General features: G+C 63.4%; 21 protein-coding genes and 5 tRNA genes. All 26 read left to right on the top strand.

Annotated features, from left to right (window positions below; translation table 11 throughout):
* Positions 1–32: 32 nt before the first annotated feature.
* Entirely contained in the window at positions 33–1,280 is a 1,248-nt protein-coding gene (gene fabF / locus AC56LR_RS17180; protein ID WP_497132033.1) for a beta-ketoacyl-ACP synthase II, read from the top strand.
* Between the two features lie 167 nt (positions 1,281–1,447).
* Entirely contained in the window at positions 1,448–1,930 is a 483-nt protein-coding gene (locus AC56LR_RS17175) for a hypothetical protein (RefSeq protein ID WP_497132032.1), read from the top strand.
* A gap of 61 nt (positions 1,931–1,991) precedes the next feature.
* Positions 1,992–2,594 carry an RNA polymerase sigma factor RpoE gene (gene rpoE, locus AC56LR_RS17170; protein WP_489875497.1) on the top strand — a complete coding sequence of 201 codons (603 nt, stop codon included), beginning with the start codon at positions 1,992–1,994 and terminating at the stop codon, positions 2,592–2,594.
* Between the two features lie 59 nt (positions 2,595–2,653).
* Positions 2,654–3,052, top strand: a complete 399-nt coding sequence (locus AC56LR_RS17165) for a sigma-E factor negative regulatory protein (RefSeq protein ID WP_497132031.1) — start codon at positions 2,654–2,656, stop codon at positions 3,050–3,052.
* Between the two features lie 177 nt (positions 3,053–3,229).
* Positions 3,230–4,690, top strand: coding sequence for a DegQ family serine endoprotease (locus AC56LR_RS17160; protein ID WP_497132030.1), 1,461 nt, complete (start codon positions 3,230–3,232; stop codon positions 4,688–4,690).
* Entirely contained in the window at positions 4,687–4,956 is a 270-nt protein-coding gene (locus tag AC56LR_RS17155; protein WP_497132029.1) for a glutaredoxin family protein, read from the top strand. Before AC56LR_RS17160 ends, AC56LR_RS17155 begins: the two co-directional genes overlap by 4 nt.
* A 331-nt stretch (positions 4,957–5,287) precedes the next feature.
* Entirely contained in the window at positions 5,288–7,081 is a 1,794-nt protein-coding gene (gene lepA, locus AC56LR_RS17150) for a translation elongation factor 4 (protein ID WP_497132028.1), read from the top strand.
* Positions 7,082–8,011, top strand: coding sequence for a signal peptidase I (gene lepB / locus AC56LR_RS17145; protein WP_497132027.1), 930 nt, complete (start codon positions 7,082–7,084; stop codon positions 8,009–8,011).
* Between the two features lie 13 nt (positions 8,012–8,024).
* Positions 8,025–8,399, top strand: coding sequence for a DUF4845 domain-containing protein (locus tag AC56LR_RS17140; RefSeq protein ID WP_497132026.1), 375 nt, complete (start codon positions 8,025–8,027; stop codon positions 8,397–8,399).
* 90 nt (positions 8,400–8,489) lie between these two features.
* On the top strand, positions 8,490–9,257 hold the full coding sequence (gene rnc, locus AC56LR_RS17135; protein WP_497132025.1) for a ribonuclease III: 768 nt from the start codon (positions 8,490–8,492) through the stop codon (positions 9,255–9,257).
* Positions 9,254–10,171, top strand: coding sequence for a GTPase Era (era, locus tag AC56LR_RS17130; protein ID WP_497132024.1), 918 nt, complete (start codon positions 9,254–9,256; stop codon positions 10,169–10,171). The genes rnc and era overlap by 4 nt, the downstream gene beginning before the upstream one ends.
* A gap of 32 nt (positions 10,172–10,203) precedes the next feature.
* Complete coding sequence (gene recO, locus AC56LR_RS17125) at positions 10,204–11,013, top strand: DNA repair protein RecO (RefSeq protein ID WP_497132023.1); 810 nt, start codon at positions 10,204–10,206, stop codon at positions 11,011–11,013.
* Positions 11,014–11,028: 15 nt separating this feature from the next.
* On the top strand, positions 11,029–11,796 hold the full coding sequence (locus AC56LR_RS17120; protein WP_497132022.1) for a pyridoxine 5'-phosphate synthase: 768 nt from the start codon (positions 11,029–11,031) through the stop codon (positions 11,794–11,796).
* Between the two features lie 10 nt (positions 11,797–11,806).
* Positions 11,807–12,208 (top strand): holo-ACP synthase, encoded by a 402-nt coding sequence (acpS, locus tag AC56LR_RS17115; protein WP_497132021.1) that lies wholly within the window; start codon positions 11,807–11,809, stop codon positions 12,206–12,208.
* A gap of 135 nt (positions 12,209–12,343) precedes the next feature.
* Positions 12,344–14,236 carry an excinuclease ABC subunit UvrC gene (gene uvrC, locus AC56LR_RS17110; protein WP_497132093.1) on the top strand — a complete coding sequence of 631 codons (1,893 nt, stop codon included), beginning with the start codon at positions 12,344–12,346 and terminating at the stop codon, positions 14,234–14,236.
* Between the two features lie 312 nt (positions 14,237–14,548).
* A complete protein-coding gene (locus AC56LR_RS17105; RefSeq protein WP_497132020.1) occupies positions 14,549–15,220 on the top strand; it encodes a PEP-CTERM sorting domain-containing protein in 672 nt (223 codons plus the stop codon).
* Between the two features lie 195 nt (positions 15,221–15,415).
* Positions 15,416–15,994, top strand: coding sequence for a CDP-diacylglycerol--glycerol-3-phosphate 3-phosphatidyltransferase (gene pgsA, locus AC56LR_RS17100; RefSeq protein WP_497132019.1), 579 nt, complete (start codon positions 15,416–15,418; stop codon positions 15,992–15,994).
* 101 nt (positions 15,995–16,095) lie between these two features.
* Positions 16,096–16,171, top strand: a tRNA-Gly gene (locus AC56LR_RS17095).
* 71 nt (positions 16,172–16,242) lie between these two features.
* Positions 16,243–16,318 (top strand) — tRNA-Gly (locus tag AC56LR_RS17090).
* A 55-nt stretch (positions 16,319–16,373) separates the two neighbouring features.
* A tRNA-Gly gene (locus AC56LR_RS17085) sits at positions 16,374–16,449 on the top strand.
* Positions 16,450–16,477: 28 nt separating this feature from the next.
* Positions 16,478–16,553, top strand: a tRNA-Gly gene (locus AC56LR_RS17080).
* A gap of 73 nt (positions 16,554–16,626) precedes the next feature.
* Positions 16,627–16,700 (top strand) — tRNA-Cys (locus AC56LR_RS17075).
* Between the two features lie 194 nt (positions 16,701–16,894).
* Complete coding sequence (locus tag AC56LR_RS17070; RefSeq protein WP_497132018.1) at positions 16,895–17,212, top strand: hypothetical protein; 318 nt, start codon at positions 16,895–16,897, stop codon at positions 17,210–17,212.
* Between the two features lie 242 nt (positions 17,213–17,454).
* Complete coding sequence (locus AC56LR_RS17065) at positions 17,455–17,976, top strand: YqiA/YcfP family alpha/beta fold hydrolase (protein ID WP_497132017.1); 522 nt, start codon at positions 17,455–17,457, stop codon at positions 17,974–17,976.
* 20 nt (positions 17,977–17,996) lie between these two features.
* A complete protein-coding gene (locus AC56LR_RS17060; RefSeq protein WP_497132016.1) occupies positions 17,997–18,572 on the top strand; it encodes a hypothetical protein in 576 nt (191 codons plus the stop codon).
* Between the two features lie 18 nt (positions 18,573–18,590).
* Complete coding sequence (locus AC56LR_RS17055) at positions 18,591–19,241, top strand: SGNH/GDSL hydrolase family protein (RefSeq protein WP_497132015.1); 651 nt, start codon at positions 18,591–18,593, stop codon at positions 19,239–19,241.
* Positions 19,242–19,723: the final 482 nt, after the last annotated feature.

Raw genomic sequence — 19,723 nt, 5'->3', positions numbered from 1 at the left:
GCTCGCGCTTTAAAAGTTTCTGGGAGAATCGCTTGAGCCGTTCACGCAACCGCCGTGTCGTCGTCACCGGCCTGGGCTGCATTTCACCAATCGGCAACTCGATTGCCGAGGCATGGGATGCGGCGCTGGCTGGCAAGTCGGGCATTGCCAACATCACCAAGTTCGATGCGTCGCAATTCACGACCCGATTCGCCGGCGAGGTGAAGAACTTCGTCGTCGAGGATTACCTGCCGGGCAAGGAAGGCCGCCACATGGATAGCTTTATCCATTACGGCATGGCAGCGGGCATCCAGGCCCTGCAGGATTCGGGCCTGGAAGTGACCGACGAAAACCGCGACCGTATCGGTGTGAACATCGGTTCGGGTATCGGCGGCCTGCCGATGATCGAAGCCACCAAGGAAGAATATACGGCCAAGGGCCCGCGCCGCATTTCGCCGTTCTTCGTGCCGGCCTCGATCATTAACATGATCTCGGGCGATCTCTCGATCAAGTTCGGCCTGCGCGGTCCGAACCTGGCCATCGTCACCGCCTGCACCACCGGCCTGCATTGCATCGGCGCGTCGGCGCGCCTGATCGAGTACGGCGATGCGGACGTGATGATCGCCGGCGGCGCCGAATCGACCGTGTCGCCGCTGGGCCTGGGCGGTTTCGCCTCGGCACGCGCGCTGTCCACCCGCAACGACGACCCGGCTACGGCCTCGCGTCCGTGGGACCAGGACCGCGACGGCTTCGTGCTGGGCGAGGGCGCCGGCGTGATGGTGCTCGAAGAGTACGAACACGCGGTCGCACGCGGCGCCAAAATCTATGCGGAAGTCATCGGCTTCGGCATGAGCGCGGACGCCAACCACATCACTTCGCCAGTCGAAGATGGCAGTGGCGCGGCACGCTGCATGGTCTCGGCCCTGAGCAACGCCGGCCTGAACGCCAGCGAAGTGCATTACGTCAACGCACACGGCACCTCGACGCCGCTGGGCGATGCAGCCGAAGTGCGCGGCATCAAGCGCGTGTTCGGCGACCACGCCAACAAGCTGGTGGTCAATTCCACCAAGTCGATGACCGGCCACCTGCTGGGCGGCGCCGGCGGCCTGGAATCGGTGTTCACCGTGCTGGCGATCCATAACCAGGTCTCGCCGCCGACGATCAACATCTTCAACCAGGACCCGGAATGCGACCTGGACTTCTGCGCCAACACGGCGCGGGACATGAAGATCGATTACGCGGTGAAGAACTCGTTCGGCTTTGGTGGTACCAACGGCACGCTCGTGTTCGCAAAACTGTAAGTTCGCCTGAACTTGGGCGGTCCCATCCCGGTCCAACCGGGATGGGCGTCTGACAGCCTGGACCATTCGGTCCTGCGCTTCTCCTGCATTTTCCGCTCGAGGCTCCGGCCGGCAGCGTCCTTTCATTTCCGGTTTCTCCTGTTCTTTTCGCTCCTATGCCGATCGCGATGACCGTCGTCGTTGCGCCGTCGCGCTGCCTGCGTGTGCTGCTCGCCGGCTTCGGCGCCTGCCTGTGCGCGGCCGCGCTCGCCGTGGGTTCGGGAGCGCCCGCGCGCTTCGCCGGCGGGCCGCTTGTGGCGGCCGCGCTGCTGTTTGCCGGGCTATGCATGATGCATGCGGCGTGGCTTGCTTCGGCGATGAACCGGATTGATATTTCTGGACCCGGCCAGCTACGGCTGGCGGTACAACAGGATGTGGGGATGGAAGCAGCCGGCGGCGTGCCGGTGACGCTTCTGCCTGGTTCGACGCTGTGGCCGCGGCTCCTGCTGCTGCGGCTGGGGGGCGCGGACGGCGCGGCGGGCATTGCCTGCCGTGTCGTCGTGGTGCTGCCCGACAGTGTGGAGCCTGGCGCATTCCGGGCCCTGGCGGTGGCGCTTGGCGGCATTGGCGGGCAGGTTGCCGGCTCATCCGTAGAACACAAAATACTTTGAACTTATTGCAGCGGGCCAACTCTTATGGAAGAGGACCGCTGCAGCCGATGGGGCGTGGTCCGTGACGACAGAACGCGAGGGTGATCAGTTGTTGGTGGAACGGGTCCAGGCCGGCGACCGGGGAGCATTCGACCTGCTCGTGGCGAAATACCAGCGTCGCCTGATGCGCCTGGTGTCGCGTCTCGTCCACGATCCCGCCGAAGCCGAGGACGTGGTGCAAGAGACCTTCATCAAGGCCTATCGCGCCCTGCGTCATTTCCGTGGCGACTCAGCCTTTTACACCTGGCTGTATCGCATCGGGATCAACACGGCAAAAAATTTCCTTGTCACCCAAGGCAGACGGGCGCCGACCTCCACCGAGGCCGATGCCGAAAAAGCCGAAGGCTTCGAGGACGCAGACAGCCTGCGTGATATAAATACGCCAGAGTCAATGCTGGCGAGCAAGCAGATTGCCCATACGGTGAACGCGGCGATGGAAGCATTGCCGCTGGAACTGCGCACGGCGATCGTATTGCGCGAAATAGAAGGACTCAGTTACGAGGAAATCTCTGAAGTGATGGCGTGTCCAATAGGTACCGTGCGTAGCCGGATTTTCCGCGCGCGCGAAGTCATTGCCGAGAAATTGCGCCCTTTGCTCGATTTCCCGGTTGACAAACGCCGGTAGGTCGCGGGATCGTAGACGGGCGGGTAATTTTGAACATACCGATGCGGCAAGGCAACCAGATGGACACGAATAAAAAAATACGCGAAACGATTTCGTCCTTCATGGACGACGAATTGTCCGATGCCGACGCCGAGCTGGCGCTTGCCGGGTTAAGGGAGCGCGACGGCATCGAGGCCTGGCGACTCTATCACGAGATCGGCGATACCCTGCGCGCCGAAACGGACGGCCCGGCCCTGTCGCCCGGCTTTGCCGCCCGGCTGGCCGAGCGCCTGGCCGCCGAATCCGTCCCGCTGCGGCGCGAGCCGCGCAAGCCTGAGCTGCCAACCGACGCGCTGGCCGCCATCGCGCCGGCCGTCGTCAGTGGCAACGGCCCGGTGAATGGGGCAGTGGCAGTGGTGGAGCCAGCCGTCGAGATTGAACCGCCTGCCAAGTCCGGCCCCGCTGCCAAGCAGTTGTAGGGTGGGCGGGTCCTCCCGCCCGCGCGTTCGAATGACGCTTGCATTGCGGCGACGCGCATTCCGGTTGAACGCGCGGTCGGCGGAGCCGACCATCCTACTTACTTCACCGTGCACCCCGCGACAATTCCCCTGTTTTGGCTTACCATAAAGTCAATCTCAGCCTTCACCTTCGACCCCATGACCAGTAAAACTGCCAGCCTGATCCTGTCAGGCCTGCTGATGTCCGGCGCCAGCGCCTTGTTCACTCCCGTTGCCATCGCGGCTGCCCCGGTCCAGGCCCCTGTCGTCACCGGCCTGCCCGATTTCACCGACCTGATCGACAAGGTCGGTCCCGCCGTCGTCAACATCCGCACCACCGAGCGCGTGCAGCGCAACGGGGGCGTGCCGGGCGAAGAAGAAATGCAGGAATTCCTGCGCCGCTTTTTTGGGGGCCAGATCCCGCGCGGGCGCCGCGGTGCGCCGCAGGCACCGGGCGGCGCGGAAGAGCAGCAGGTCACGCGCGGCGTCGGCTCGGGCTTCATCATCTCGGGCGACGGCTTCGTGCTGACCAACGCCCATGTGGTCGAGGGCGCGGACGAGGTCACCGTCACGCTGACCGACCGCCGCGAATTCAAGGCCAGGGTGCTGGGGGCCGACCGCCGATCCGACGTCGCGCTGCTCAAGCTCACCGCGACCAACCTGCCGTATTTGCGCATCGGCGACTCCAGCAAGATCCGGGTCGGTGAGTGGGTAGTCGCCATCGGCTCGCCGTTCAACCTCGACAATACCGTGACCGCCGGCATCATCTCGGCCAAGTCGCGCGACACCGGCGAATACCTGCCGCTGATCCAGAGCGACGTCGCGGTCAATCCGGGCAATTCGGGCGGGCCCCTGATCAACATGCGCGGTGAAGTCATCGGCATCAATTCGCAGATCGCCACGCTCTCGGGCGCCTACAACGGCATCTCGTTCGCCGTGCCGATCGACGAAGTCATGCGCGTGGCCGACCAGCTGAAATCCACCGGCAAGGTCACGCGCGGCCGCCTGGGTGTGCAGATCAGCGAAGTCACGCGCGACGTGGCCGAGTCGCTGGGCCTGGGCAAGGCGCGCGGCGCCGAAGTGTCCATGGTGGAGAGTGGCGGCCCGGCGGAGAAGGGCGGCATCAAGGTCGGCGACATCATCCTCAAGTTCAACGGCCAGCCCATCGACACCACCCGCGACCTGCCGCGCGTGGTCGGCGCCACCAAGGTGGGCAGCCGCGCCAGCGTCACCGTCTGGCGCCGCGGCGCCCAGCTCGAGCTGCCGGTGACCATCGTCGAACTGCAGGACGAAAAGATCGCCGCCAGCCGGCCGGCGCCGAAGAAGGGGGCGCCCCCGGGTGTCGCCAATGCGCTCGGCCTGGTAGTGGGCGACATCACCCCGGCCCAGCGCGCCGAACTGGGTGTCGATGTCGGCGTGCTGGTCGAGAACGCCGACGGCGCAGCGGCCCTGGCCGGGATCCGTGTGGGCGACGTGATTTCGCAGGTCGGCAACACGCCGGTCACCGGCGCCGCGCAGTTCAACGCCCTGGTGGCCAGGCTCGACCCGAAAAAGCCGGTGGCCCTGCTGGTGCGCCGCGAAAACGTCTCGCAATACGTCGTCGTGAAGCCGCGCGCATGATGCGGGTGATTCCTTTCACCCTGTATTCGCGCAGCTATTGCCACCTGTGCGAGGACCTGCACCAGGCCTTGTTGGCCCTGCAGGGGCCGGGCGAGCGCTTCGAAGTGGCAATCATCGACGTCGACGCCGACCCGGCGCTGGTCGAGCGTTTCGACGAGCTGGTGCCGGTGCTGTTCGGCGACCTGGCCCGGCTGGAGCTCTGCCATTACTTCCTCGACGCGCCCGCGGCGCGCGCCTGGGCGGACAGCTGCGCGGCAGCGGCCTGAGCCCTGTTGGCGGCGCCGGCGGCCCAAAGCCGGCGCAAAACCATGCAAATACGCGCGGGCCCGGCCCAAAACCGGCTTTCTGCCTCCTTCCCGGCCCTAAACTGGGCTTTCCGCTCTGGAATCCGGTAAAATACCGGGGTCGGAAAAGCGTCTGCAGTGTGCAAGCCCTTTCTTCCGCTTGATGAAGCGCTTCGGCCGGGGACCGGCATGCTCCCCACGGAGCGCTTTTCGCATTTGATCCGTCGTATTGCGCCACGCACCGTGCCGCGTTCTGCGCCGTATTGTGGCCTTGCCGCACTGTCCGCGGCCTTTTTGGTTTTGAGCTTTGTTAATGAACAACATACGTAATTTCTCCATCATCGCCCACATCGACCACGGCAAATCGACCCTGGCCGACCGTATCATCCAGCTGTGCGGCGGGCTGTCGGATCGCGAAATGGATGCGCAGGTGCTCGATTCGATGGACCTCGAGCGCGAGCGCGGCATCACCATCAAGGCCCAGACCGCGGCGCTGCAATACAAGGCGCGCGACGGCCAGGTCTACAACCTGAACCTGATCGACACCCCGGGCCACGTCGACTTCTCCTATGAAGTCTCGCGCTCGCTGTCGGCTTGCGAAGGCGCGCTGCTGGTCGTCGATGCATCGCAGGGCGTAGAAGCCCAGACGGTGGCCAACTGCTATACCGCGCTGGATCTCGGCGTGGAAGTGGTGCCGGTCCTGAACAAGATCGACCTGCCGCACGCCGACCCGGACAACGCCAAGAAGGAAATCGAAGACGTCATCGGCATCGATGCCTCGGAAGCGGTCATGTGCTCGGCCAAGTCCGGCCTGGGCGTGGAAGACGTGCTGGAAGACCTGATCAAGCGCGTGCCGCCGCCGAAAGGCGATGTCGATGCACCGCTCCAGGCCCTGATCGTCGACTCCTGGTACGACCCGTATGTCGGCGTCGTGATGCTGGTGCGCGTGGTCAACGGCACCCTGCGCCCGAAAGACAAGATCCTGCTGATGGCGACCGGGTCGGTGAACCTGGTCGAGAACATCGGCGTCTTCACGCCGCGCTCGGTCTCGCTGCCGCAACTGTCCGCAGGGCAGGTGGGCTTCATCATCGCCGGCATCAAGGAACTGACGGCTGCGAAAGTGGGCGATACGGTGACCTTGGCGAACCGTCCGGCCCCAAGCCCGCTGCCGGGCTTCAAGGAAGTCCAGCCGCAGGTGTTCGCCGGCCTGTTCCCGGTCGAAGCGAACCAGTACGACGCGCTGCGCGACTCGCTGGAAAAGCTCAAGCTGAACGATGCGGCCCTGATGTACGAGCCGGAAGTGTCGCAGGCGCTGGGCTTCGGCTTCCGCTGCGGCTTCCTGGGCCTGCTGCACATGGAAATCGTGCAGGAACGCCTCGAGCGCGAGTTCGACATGGACCTGATCACCACGGCGCCGACCGTCGTGTACGAGGTCGAGATGCGCGACGGTTCGATCCTGCGCGTCGACAACCCGTCGAAGATGCCGGAACCGTCCAAGATCAACGAAGTGCGCGAGCCGATCGTCGACGTCAACCTGTACATGCCGCAAGAATACGTCGGCTCGGTCATGACGCTGTGTAACGGCAAGCGCGGCGTGCAGATGGACATGGCCTACCACGGCCGCCAGGTCAAGCTGCACTACGAAATCCCGATGGCCGAGATCGTGCTCGACTTCTTCGACCGCCTGAAGTCCACCTCGCGCGGCTATGCCTCGATGGACTACGAGTTCAAGGAATACCGTTCGGCCGACGTCGTGAAAGTCGACATGCTGATCAACAGCGAGAAGGTCGATGCGCTGGCGATCATCGTGCACCGCGCCAACGCACCTTACCGCGGCCGCCAGGTCGCCGCCAAGATGCGCGAACTGATCCCGCGCCAGATGTTCGACGTGGCGATCCAGGCCGCGATCGGCGCGACCATCATCTCGCGCGAAAACGTCAAGGCGCTGCGCAAGAACGTGCTGGCCAAGTGCTATGGCGGCGACATCTCGCGCAAGAAGAAGCTGCTCGAGAAACAAAAAGCCGGTAAGAAACGCATGAAGCAGGTCGGTTCCGTGGAAATCCCACAAGAAGCCTTCCTCGCCATTCTCCAGGTGGAAGACAAATAAATGGACCTGCAACCCATCCTGGGCAAATTTGCCCTGATCCTGTTCGTCTTGATGGTTATCACGGGCATCATCTGGTGCCTGGATGTATTCATCTTCGCCAAGCAGCGCCGCCGCGCAGCCGACGCCGCGCTGGCGGAATACGATGCCCGCACCAACAAGCTGACCGCCGACGGCATCAAGGTCGACAGCAACGGCAAGCGCGCCGAGATCGAGGCGGCCTGCCTGCGCCAGCCGACCTGGATCGAATACTCGGGTAGTTTCTTCCCGATCATCGCGATGGTCTTCGTGCTGCGCTCCTTCCTGTGGGAGCCGTTCAAGATTCCGTCCTCGTCAATGGTGCCGACCCTGCTGGTGGGCGACTTCATCCTCGTGAACAAGTACGCCTACGGCATCCGCCTGCCGATCATCAACAAGAAGGTGATCGACATCGGCAACCCGCAGCGCGGCGACGTGATGGTGTTCAAGTATCCCAAGGACATGAGCCAGGATTACATCAAGCGCGTCATCGGCGTGCCCGGTGATACCATCAGCTACGAGAACAAGCGCCTCACCGTGAACGGCAAGCCGGTAGCCTATACCCCGATGGACGACTACCTGGACGACCAGCATCCGGTCTACCACAAGCAGTTCACCGAGAACCTGGCCGGGGAAGGCAAGGCCGTGCCGCACCAGATCCTGAACACCAACGGCAAGCAGGTGTTCGACCTCGGCGCCGTCGAGAACTTCCCGCATCGTGAAGCATGTGACTATTCCTACGATAAATTTACCTGTATCGTACCGGAGGGCAACTATTTCATGATGGGCGATAACCGCGACAACAGTGCCGACAGCCGCTATTGGGGCTTCGTACCGGACAAAAACATTGTTGGCAAGGCGATCGTCGTCTGGATGAATTTCGGCAATCCGAAACGGATTGGCGGCATCCAGTAACCGGAGAACCACAATGCGTCAGAAGCAATCCTTTACTCGCGAAGCCGGCGTCTCGCTGACCGGCCTCATCTTCGTGCTGGCGGTGCTGGGCGTGGCCGTGGTGTTCGCGCTCAAGCTGGTGCCGACCTACCTGGAATACAGCGCGGTCAAGGACGCCATGGCGCGCGCCAAGGAAGCTGGCGGCACGCCGCGCGAAATGCAGGTAGCCTTCGACAAGAGCGCCGGCGTCAACGACGTGACCGCCATCCGTGGCCGCGACCTGGTCATCACCCGCGACGGCGGCGACACGCAGATCAGCTTTGCTTACGAGAAACGGGTGCCACTGATGGGCAATGTCAGCCTGGTGATCGACTATGCGGGCAGCACCGAGCCGGGCGCTGCCGAATGAGGCAAGCGGTGAACCACCACCGACAGGACGGCAAACGATGCTAGACAAACACACGACAGCACAATGAATCTCCAGTTATTGCAAACACGCTTGGGTTACACGTTCCGGGATACGGGCCTGCTCCAGCAAGCCCTGACTCACCGTAGCCATAGCGCGCTGCATAACGAGCGCCTGGAATTTCTGGGCGACTCGATCCTGAACTGCGTCGTGGCCTCGATCCTGTACGAACGCTTCAACACCCTCGACGAAGGCGATTTGTCGCGCCTGCGCGCCAACCTCGTCAAGCAGCAATCTCTGTTCGAGATCGCCCAGAAGCTCGAGCTGTCGCAGTTCCTGCGCCTGGGCGAGGGCGAGCTGAAATCGGGCGGTTTCCGCCGGCCGTCGATCCTGGCCGATACGCTCGAAGCCCTGCTGGGCGCGATCTTCCTCGACAGCGGTTTCGATGCCGCGCGCGACGCCATCCGCGCCTTCTATATCCCGCTGCTCGACACGGTCGACCCGGCCACCCTTGGCAAGGATGCCAAGACCTTGCTGCAGGAATTCCTGCAAGCCAAGCGCATTGCGCTGCCGACCTATAACGTGGTGGCCACCCATGGCGCCGCCCACAGCCAGGAATTCGAAGTCGAATGCCTGGTGCCGAAACTGAACGTGCAGGTGTTCGGCCGCGGCGGCAGCCGCCGCGCCGGCGAACAGGCCGCGGCCCGCCTGGCGCTCGAGGGCGCCCAGGCCGCCCTGGTCAAGTCGCCCGCCGCCCGCAAGGCCAAGCCGCGTGCCGCCCAGCTCAAGCTGGCCGGCATCGCCACCATCCAGACGGACGCTACTACGCCGCCGGAACAACCAGGAACAAAGTCAGCATGAACACCGATAGTCTCGACACCGGCAGCACCCTCGAACATTTCCGTTGTGGCTATATCGCCATCGTCGGCCGTCCGAACGTCGGCAAGTCGACCCTGATGAACGTGCTGATCGGCGCCAAGGTGTCGATCACCTCGCGCAAGGCTCAGACCACGCGCCACCGCATCACCGGCATCCAGACCCGCATTGATGCCCAGTTCATCTATGTCGACACGCCGGGCTTCCAGACCCGCCACGCGAATGCGCTGAACAAGACGCTGAACAAGACCGTGTCGAACACGCTCACCTCGTCCGACGTGATCCTGTTCCTGGTCGAGGCCGGCACCTTCGGCCCGGCCGACCAGCAGGTGCTCGACCTGCTGCCGGCCGATGTCCCGGTGGTGCTGGTCATTAACAAGTCGGACCGCGTCAAGGACAAGGCCGTGTTGATGCCCTTCGCCCAGAAGGTCGCCGCGCTGCGCGAATTCACGGCCATCGTGCCGGTGTCGGCCAAGATGCGTTTCCAGGTCGATGCCCTGGAAAACGAGATCAAGCGCCACCTGCCGGAGAATGCGCCGGTGTTCGGCCCGGACGACATCACCGACCGCAGCGAGAAATTCCTCGCCGCCGAGATCGTGCGCGAGAAAGTGTTCCGCCTGCTGGGCGACGAGCTGCCTTATACCAGCACGGTGATCATCGAGCAGTTCCTGCAAGAAGGGAACCTGCGCCGCATCTTCTGCGCGATCCTGGTCGAGCGCGACACCCATAAATCGATGATCATCGGTAACAAGGGCGCCCGCCTGAAAGAAATCTCGTCCCAGTCGCGCCTGGACATGGAAAAGCTGTTCGGCGGCCCCGTGTACCTGGAGATCTGGGTCAAGGTCAAATCGGGCTGGGCCGACAACGAAGCGGGCCTGCGCGCCTACGGCTACGAGTAAGACCACAGGCGCCGGAGGACCGACCCCCACGCATGCCCAGCCACGACGACGCCATCGACACGCCCGCTGCAGCCGGCCAGGTACAGTCGGCCGCCCCGGCAACGGCCAGGCGCAGCCGCGCTCCGCTGCGCGAGACCCGCGTGACCGGCCAGCCCGGTTTCGTTTTGCACAGCTATCCCTACAAGGAAACCAGCCTGATCGTGGACATGTTCACGCGCGACTACGGCCGCGTGGGCCTGGTCGCGAAAGGCGCCAAGCGCCCGCTCTCCAAATTGCGCGGGGTGCTGCAGACCTTCCAGCCTTTGTCTATCTCGTTCAGCGGCAAGCTTGAGTTGCGCACCCTGATCGACGCCGAATGGGTGGGCGGCATGCTGCCGCTGGAAAAAACCCCGCTGCTGTGCGGCTTTTATCTCAACGAATTGCTGGTCAAGCTCATCGCGCGCGACGACAAGCATCCGGCCCTGTTCGACCATTACGTGTCCACCCTGAACCAGCTCGCGCACGGAGAACCTGTCCCCATCGTCTTGCGAAAGTTCGAACGGGCCTTACTTAAGGAAACAGGCGTGGCAGCCGACCTCGGTCGTTGTACCACCACCCGTTCGGCGGTCCTTCCTTCTGGCGACTATGTGGTGGATCCGGAACGCGGCGCGCGCGCGGCGACCATGGGCGAGGTCTGGCCTGTAGTGACGGGCAAGACCCTGCTCGACATGGAGCGCGAGGATTACGCCGACCCGGCCACCCAGGCGCAGAGCAAGCAGCTGATGCGCTTCCTGCTGGCGCACCACCTGGGCGGCGCGCCGCTCAACACGCGCCAGATCCTGATCGACCTGATGCAGTTATAAATCGAAAAACCGACCATGAGCTTCCTGCAACCCGCCGGCCCCGTCATCGACCTGGGCGTCAACATCGACCACATCGCCACCGTGCGCAATGCGCGCGGCACCGCGTATCCGGACCCGCTGCGCGCGGCGCTGCTGGCCGAGCAGGCCGGCGCCGACCTGATCACGCTGCACCTGCGCGAAGACCGCCGCCACATCAAGGATGCGGACGTCATTGCGTTGCGCCCGATGCTGGCCACCCGCATGAACCTGGAAGCGGCCGTCACGCAAGAGATGATCGACTTCGCCTGCCGGGTGGGGCCCCAGGACGTCTGCCTGGTGCCCGAGCGGCGCGAGGAAGTCACCACCGAGGGCGGGCTGGACGTGATCCGCTATTTCAAGGAAGTCGAAGCGGCGACCAGACAACTGAAGCAAGAGGGCATCCGGGTGTCGCTGTTCATCGATGCCGACCCGGCCCAGATCGAGGCCGCCAGCGCGGTGGGCGCCACCGTCATCGAGCTGCACACGGGCCGCTATGCGGAAGCCGAAGGCGACGAGGCCTTGCGCGAGATCGAGCGCATCAAGATCGGGGTGCACGCAGGCAGGCAGCGCGGCCTGCGCGTGAACGCCGGCCACGGCCTGCACTACACGAATGTGCAGCCGATCGCGGCGATTGCCGACATCCACGAGCTGAACATCGGCCACGCCATCGTCGCCCACGCGCTGTTCGCGGGCTGGGAAAATGCCGTGCGCGAAATGAAGGCGATCATGGTCGCGGCGCGCCTGGGCACGTCGTACCCGCGGTAAAGGAGCCGGAATGATCTACGGCATCGGCACCGACATCGTGCAGATCTCGCGCGTCGAGGCGGCCCTGGCGCGCAGCGGCCCGCGCTTTGCCGAAAAAATCCTCGGTGCGGAGGAACTGGAAAAATACCACGCGCGCAGCGCCAGGAACGCGACGCGCGGCCTGCGCTTTTTGGCCACCCGCTTTTCGGCCAAGGAGGCGTTTTCGAAGGCGATCGGGCTGGGCATGCGCATGCCCATGACCTGGCGCTCGGCCCAGGTCCTGAACGGACCGGGCGGCAAGCCCATCATCGTCTGCAGTGGGGCGCTCGCACAATTCATGCAAGACTATGGCCTCAGCGCCCAGGTGACACTCAGCGACGAGGCCGACTACGGCGTCGCTTTCGTGATCGTGACCCAGGACCTGGCGACCTAGTCGCTGAAACGGAAAGCAGTGGGCAAGGCAGAGCACATATCCGCGCCGGAGGAGCAGCCGGCGCGTCCCCGAACCACCAGCACCAGGAGCAAGGCCGTGCCCGCGCCCCGCGCGCGGCCGGACAGTTGGCAGGCCATGAAAGAAGAATTGAAAGCGACATTGAACGAAGACGCCGCCGAGCCGGTCAAGCCCAGCGAATCGGCGCGCGAGCGCGTGCTCGATACCGTCGCCAAGCTGCCCGACCTGCCGGGCGTCTACCGCTATCTCGACGCCAACCAGAACGTGCTCTACGTCGGCAAGGCGCGCAATCTCAAGAAACGGGTGTCGAGCTATTTTCAGAAGACCCAGTCGAGCCCGCGTATCGCGATGATGGTGGGGCAGATTGCCAACCTGGAAACCACGGTGACCAGCAGCGAGGCCGAAGCCCTGATCCTGGAAAACAACCTGATCAAGTCGCTCAAGCCGCGCTACAACATCCTGTTCCGCGACGATAAAAGCTACCCCTACATCAAGATCTCTAGCGGCAAAGCCCCGCGCATGGGCTATTACCGCGGCACGCTGGACAAGAAGAACCAGTACTTCGGTCCTTTCCCGAGCGCCTGGGCAGCCAAGGAATCGATGCAGCTGCTGCAGAAGGTGTTCATGCTGCGCACCTGCGAGGACAGCGTGTATGCCAACCGCACGCGTCCCTGCCTGCTGCACCAGATCGGCCGCTGCAGCGCGCCTTGCGTCGACCTGGTCACGCCCGAGCAATACCAGCTCGACGTGGAAAACGCCGCGCGCTTCCTGCGCGGGCGCCAGACCGAGGTGCTTGCCGACCTCGAGCAGAAGATGCAGGCCTATGCCATGGAGCTCAAGTTCGAGCAGGCAGCAAGCATCCGCAACCAGATCCAGGCCCTGTCCAAGGTGCTGCACGCCCAGAGCATGGAAACCGTGGGCGACGCCGACGTCGACATCATCGCGGTGGTGGTGCAGGGCGGCCGCGCCTGCGTCAACCTGGCGATGGTGCGCGGCGGGCGCCACCTGGGCGACCGCGCCTATTTCCCGGCGCACGTCGGCGAATCGCTGGGCGAATGCCCATTGGACGTCGAGGTGCTGTGCGCCTTCCTGGCCCAGCATTATTCCGGCCAGTTCATTCCGAACACGCTGATCCTGAACATCGAGTTCGACCAGCCCGAACTGATCATGGCCTTGTCCGAGCAGTGCGGCCACCGCATCAACCTGATCTTCCAGCCGCAGGGGCAGCGCCGCCAGTGGCTCGAGATGGCCGGCAAGGGCGCCGAGCTGGCGCTGGCGCGGCTGCTGTCCGAACAGGGCTCGCAGCAGGCGCGCACCCGCGCGCTGGCCGACGCCCTGCAGCTGGACAGCGAAGACCTGGACACCCTGCGCATCGAATGCTTCGACATCAGCCATACCGGTGGCGAGGCGACCCAGGCGTCCTGCGTGGTGTTCCACCACCACCAGATGCAGAACGGCGAATACCGCCGCTTCAACATCAACGGCATCACGCCGGGCGACGATTACGCGGCGATGCGCCAGGTGCTTCAGCGGCGCTACGAGAAGGTGGCGAACGGGGAGGGCGTCATGCCCGACATCGTGCTGGTCGACGGCGGCAAGGGGCAGGTCGAGATGGCGCGCCAGGTCTTCGTCGAACTGGGCCTGGACATCGGCATGATCGTCGGCGTGGCCAAGGGCGAGGCGCGTCGGGTCGGCCTGGAAACCCTGATCTTCGCCGACACCCGCCCGCCCCAGGAGCTGGGCAAGGAATCGGCGGCGCTGATGCTGGTCGCCATGATCCGCGACGAGGCGCACCGGTTTGCGATTACCGGCATGCGCGCCAAGCGCGCCAAGGCCCGGCAAGCTTCGCGCCTGGAAGAGATCGAAGGCATCGGCGCCAAGCGCCGCCAGCGCCTGCTGGCCCGCTTCGGCGGCCTGCGCGGGGTGGTGGATGCCAGCGTGGAAGACCTGATGTCGGTGGAAGGCATCTCCAGCACGCTGGCCGAAGAGATCTACCGGCAGCTGCATTGAAGGAAGCAGGGGCGCCAGCACGGCCCCTTTTTTGACGAAGTCCCTGACACTTTCCCGTGGATGCGCTTCCTGCCGATGCTCGGGCGCGCCAGGCCCGGCGTCACCAGTTGAGCCCCGGCAATGCCCCCGCCACTCATGCGATGAGCATAATTCACACTCTCTCTTCCTTTTGGTGGTGTCGGCAAATTTGACGATTTTGCGTCCTGGTTTCCGCTGCGACTTACAAGTGCTTGTATTTACTGGTTATTCCTTCTTGGCATGATCTATGCTTATAGAGCAACGCAGTACTCATAACCATAAAGGGATCGTGCCATGAAAGCGTCGTTACTCAAGAACCTGATCACCACCACTGTTGCCGCTGCCGCATTCGCGGCGGGCGCAGTGCAAGCAGCACCTGTTTCGTTCACCATCACCGCAGCAACGGTCACTGGCGACGCCACCGGCTACGGTGTCGAAGCAACCGAAAGCAATGCGTCGACCCTGCTGGACGTGCTGTTCCCGACCACGGCCATCCTCACCCAGAATTTCAACCTGACCGTGGGCGGCCTGCCGTACACCTTCAATATCGGCAACATCATCTTCCGCGAGGCGAACAACCAGCCGGGCATCACCGCCGGCGAAATGGACAACCTCGGCGTGACGGCGACCTTTACCTTCACCGCCCCGGCTGGCGGCGGCACCAAGATCGTGACCACGACCGCTGTCGCAGACCTGGGCCAGACCCAGGATAACGTCACCGACTTCACGATCGACTGGACGCCGCTGACCGTCGGCTTCGGCACCTATGGCCAGTACGAGATTTCCCTGAATGACCTGTTCTTCGACGGCCGCGACCAGTCGAACGCACGCACCCGGATGCAGACCGCCACGATCAAACTGCTGCGCGAAGACGTCCGGCCCGCCAATGTTCCTGAGCCGGGTTCGCTCGCGCTGGCCGGCCTGGGCATGATGGCTGCCGTCGCCGTGCGTCGCCGTAAACGGTAATCCGCCCCGAGAGGGCGGATACGAGAGACTGCGCGGCTTGCCGCGCAGTTTTTTTTCGCATTCTTCTGGAAAGCCGGGCAGGGCGGCAGGACATCGGCAGGAATCTCGGGGATACGGTCGCGTCATCTAGTCCAATTGGCAATAGCCATGTAGACTAGCGGCGCAAACTTTCATTCCTGTAATCAGTGCTTTCCTATGCCTTTCAACATCCCGATTCTCCTGACCTGGTTACGCGTAGCGCTGATTCCCCTCGTTGTAGGCGTCTTCTACCTTCCCACCCACTGGCTGCCGCTGGCCGACCGCAACCTGGCGGCGACCCTGGTGTTCACCATTGCCGCCATCACCGACTGGTTCGACGGCTTCCTGGCGCGGCGCTGGAACCAGACCTCGGCCTTCGGCGCCTTCCTCGATCCGGTGGCGGACAAGCTGATGGTGGCCGGCGCCTTGCTGGTGCTGGTGCAGCTCGACCGGGTGAACGCCATCATCGCCTTCATCATCATCGGCCGCGAAATCACCATTTCGGCCCTGCGCGAATGGATGGCCCAGCTCGGTGCGACCAAGTCGGTAGCCGTCAGCTCGCTCGGCAAGATCAAGACCGCCGCCCAGATGACCGCGATCCCGATGCTGCTCTACCATGACGTGCTGTTCGGGATCGATACCCACTACTGGGGAGAATACTTCCTGTGGCTGGCCGGCGTGCTGACGGTCTGGTCGATGTTCTACTACCTGCGCCGCGCCTGGCCGCTCATCAAGGAGAAGGCGTCGAGCCTGTAAACGAGGCTTGTAGAAATGTTCTGCGTCATCCTTGACGTATGGAATAGAATCTCTATAATGCCTGCCTGTTGCGACAACATCGCAGCAGGATGGTAGACAAAGCGGGAGTAGCTCAGTTGGTAGAGCGCAACCTTGCCAAGGTTGAGGTCGAGAGTTCGAGACTCTTCTCCCGCTCCAGTTTTCAGATTGCACGATTCACCGTAATCTTGAAAAAATGTCAAAGTTCTGCGATAATCGTTGTTCTGTACGCGGGAGTAGCTCAGTTGGTAGAGCGCAACCTTGCCAAGGTTGAGGTCGAGAGTTCGAGACTCTTCTCCCGCTCCAGTTTATTCCGATAAGCAGGCGCAGAAGTTGGCAGCAGCATCAGTAAGACTCCATTGCGGGAGTAGCTCAGTTGGTAGAGCGCAACCTTGCCAAGGTTGAGGTCGAGAGTTCGAGACTCTTCTCCCGCTCCAAAGGTTTTACACATAGTTGGACTCCTTAGCGGGAGTAGCTCAGTTGGTAGAGCGCAACCTTGCCAAGGTTGAGGTCGAGAGTTCGAGACTCTTCTCCCGCTCCAGATTTCAGGGAAGATCGCCTTCCCGGTTGATACGGCAGCTAACCGGCCGCATCAGCGCAGCAAGATTACCTCCGGCGAGGTAGCAAAGCGGTTATGCAGCGGCCTGCAAAGCCGTCTAGACGGGTTCGACTCCCGTCCTCGCCTCCAGATCCTACTGCGAAGGGCCCCGACCGGGGCCCTTTTTGTTTTCTCCGCCGCGTTTCCACGGGCGTTTTCCACATGTAACGGGCACAGCGCCTTTCGAGAACGCCTGGTCACCGGCGTATGATGGGCTGATTCCGCGACCCGGTAGGCGCGACGCCGTGATCGCTTCAATGTCCACACTCAGGAAAGGAATCGCCATGCCAGCTTTGCACGTCATCGAAAGAGGGGATTTTCCAGAAAATTTGAGCTGCCTGGACAAGGGACGTAATGAGTGGGAGAGCGGATTCTGGGCGATCGTTCCAGACACCGCGCAACGCCTCGTCGGTGGAAAAATTTATTTGCACGCTGCGCAGGACAAATTGTCGCACTTCGGCGGCGAAATTCTCGGTTTTCGCATAGCGACCGAGGAGCCACACGCAGGGCGAGCCGTGTTCCGGTTCAGAGCGAATCCTGATGCGCGCGATGTCAGGGCCGGCCTCGACAACTGGGCGCAAGAAAAGAAATTTGTCTGGTGAACTACAAACCCTGCGGCGCCGGGGCCTGTGCGTCAAGCGCCGAACTTCAGGCCGGCTTCGATTTGCATGGATTGTCGATTCCGGACGCGCTGACGCTGACGCTTGTCTCCAGGCGTCGGCACTCGATGAACATCGTCAACAGGTAGCCTTGCGACGCGGCCTGTCGCCTGCCGGCATAAACTGGCGGAACCGGGCCAGCTGCACGGGCCTTGACCGCTAACGCGTTATTCATGGAGGCAGCATTGACTGAACAAGGCCTGGTTCATTTTATACACGGCAAAGAAAGCGGACCACATGGCAGCAAGATCGCCGCCTTGTCCGACGTCGCCCGCGACCGTGGCTGGGAGGTATGCAGCCTCGATTATTCGCATACGGCCGATCCCGCTGCGCGCCTGGATCAACTCCTGGCCGCCTGCTCGGGCGAGCGCCGGCCTTTGGTGCTGGTCGGGTCGAGCATGGGTGGCTGGGTGGCAGCCGAGGCCGCCCAACGCCTCGCCGTACGCGGGGTATTCCTGCTGGCGCCGGCGGTGTACATGCCGGGCTATCCCAGCCAGGAACCAGTGGTGCCGGGCGAGCACACCGAGATCGTGCACGGCTGGGACGACGAAGTCATCCCGTATGACAGCGCGATTCGCTTTGCGCGCCTGCGGCAATGCACCTTGCACCTGGTGCAGGGCGACCACCGCTTGACCGCACGCATTCCTTTGTTGTGCGAGTTGTTTGCCGCCTTTCTCGAACGAGTCGCAGCGCGCGGCCAGTCTTGACCATCTTTCCAGGAGTCTCCATGAAAATCTTCCGCGCAGTGCCTCACGCCAGCTTCGATCCGGAGCGCGTGTACAGGCGGCACCCCGGCACCCGCCTGCCGGGAAACGTCCCGTATCTGGTCGATAACCTGTGGGAGTTCACGCGTCCGGACGACATGCCTTCCCGGCGCAACAGCGTGTATGCCAGCCCGACCGCCGCATTGGCCCTGGATGGCGCCGCCGGCGTCGGACAGCCGCAGCAGGGCTTCGTCGCATGCCGGGTCGAGTGCCGCAACGCACCGAAGGCCTTCCAGTTGTCGGTCGCCGATGCCCGCTACCACCCGGACGTCAAGCGGCTGCAGAAAGCGGTCCACGATCGACTGGCCGGCCCGGTCCCGCTCGGGTTCGAGGGCAAGCTGGCGCTGGCGCCGCTGTTCGTGCCGGGGATGACGCGCGCTGAATTGAAGGCGGCCATGGACGGCAATGCCGGACTGCGCGAACTGGTGATGGAACTTGCCGCCCTCGTCACCTTGTGGGAGGACAGGCCGGATGCCGCGGTCGGAGAACTGTTCTTCGAGATCGACGACGGCAACGCCTACACCTTGCATCCGGTTTAATGCGTCCTGGAGCTTCGCATGCGTCACGTTATCTTGTTGGGTGATTCGATCTTCGACAACGCCCCTTACGTGCCGAAAGGCGGCGAGGTCCAGGCCCAACTGCAGGCGATGCTGGGAGACGGGCATCGTGTGATTCTGCTGGCCCGCGATGGCGACGTGCTGGCGGACGTGAAAGCCCAGGCAAGCCGCCTGCGGGATCGGCCGGCGCAGTCCACGAACGTCCTTGTGAGCTGTGGCGGCAACGATGTCCTGGGCCTGGTCGGCTACATGCAGTCGCGTGTCGGGTCGGTGCTCGAGGCGGCAGAGCTCCTGGCCTCATGGCAAGGCGAATTTCGCGTCGCGTATCGCCGCATGCTCGACGAGGTCTCGGCACCGGGCCTGCCGGTGGCGGTGTCGACCATCTACGACGGCGTGCCGGGCCTGTCGCCGGGCCTGCGTACCGCCCTGGCGGTATTCAACGACGTGATCTTGCGCGAAGCGGCAGCGCGGGGGCTGCCTGTGCTCGATCTGCGCCTGGTCTGCGACCACCCCGACGATTATTCGCCCGTTTCGCCGATCGAACCGTCGCAGCAGGGCGGGCGCAAGATCGCTGCCGCGATTGCGCAACTGGTGCGCTCGCAGGACCCGGCAGCGTTGCGAACGGTCATGTTCGGACCTGGCCTGCACTGAATATTTCCGCCCATCATTTTGGTCTGCAGACGGTCGTCAGGATAAGGATGTACACAATCATCTTTCGCAGGCAACAGTGTGGCTGTGTGAGCCTTGAGCCGGGCGATCTTCAGGCCACTACCTGGCCGCCTTACCAAAAGGCGTCGTCCGGATCGGCCGGCGCCGGGGCAGCGTCGGGGAGCGAGGCGCGGATCGCCTCGATTGCACGCAGGCGCTATGCTGCTCGGCCTGCAGCAGAATGCGCTCGGCCTGGCGCCTGGAAAGTCGTGAAATCGCGGTCGCAGGCGAAATCGCCTGGGGGCGGAAATCCGGTGGCGTATTCCGGGGCATGGCGCAATGCCGATCATTTAAGAGTCGCCGGTTGCTCGTAGATCCTATGATGAAAAGAAAGTGAGCCGATTTGCAGATTGAGTCCTAACCTGAGAGTTCGAAACTTAGACTTAGGAGATCAACATGCAACCGGCTCACATGGAAGATTCTAC

The organism is Telluria sp. ZT3P39, assembly GCF_059685935.1.
This window is presented reverse-complemented; position numbering and strand designations above follow the sequence as displayed.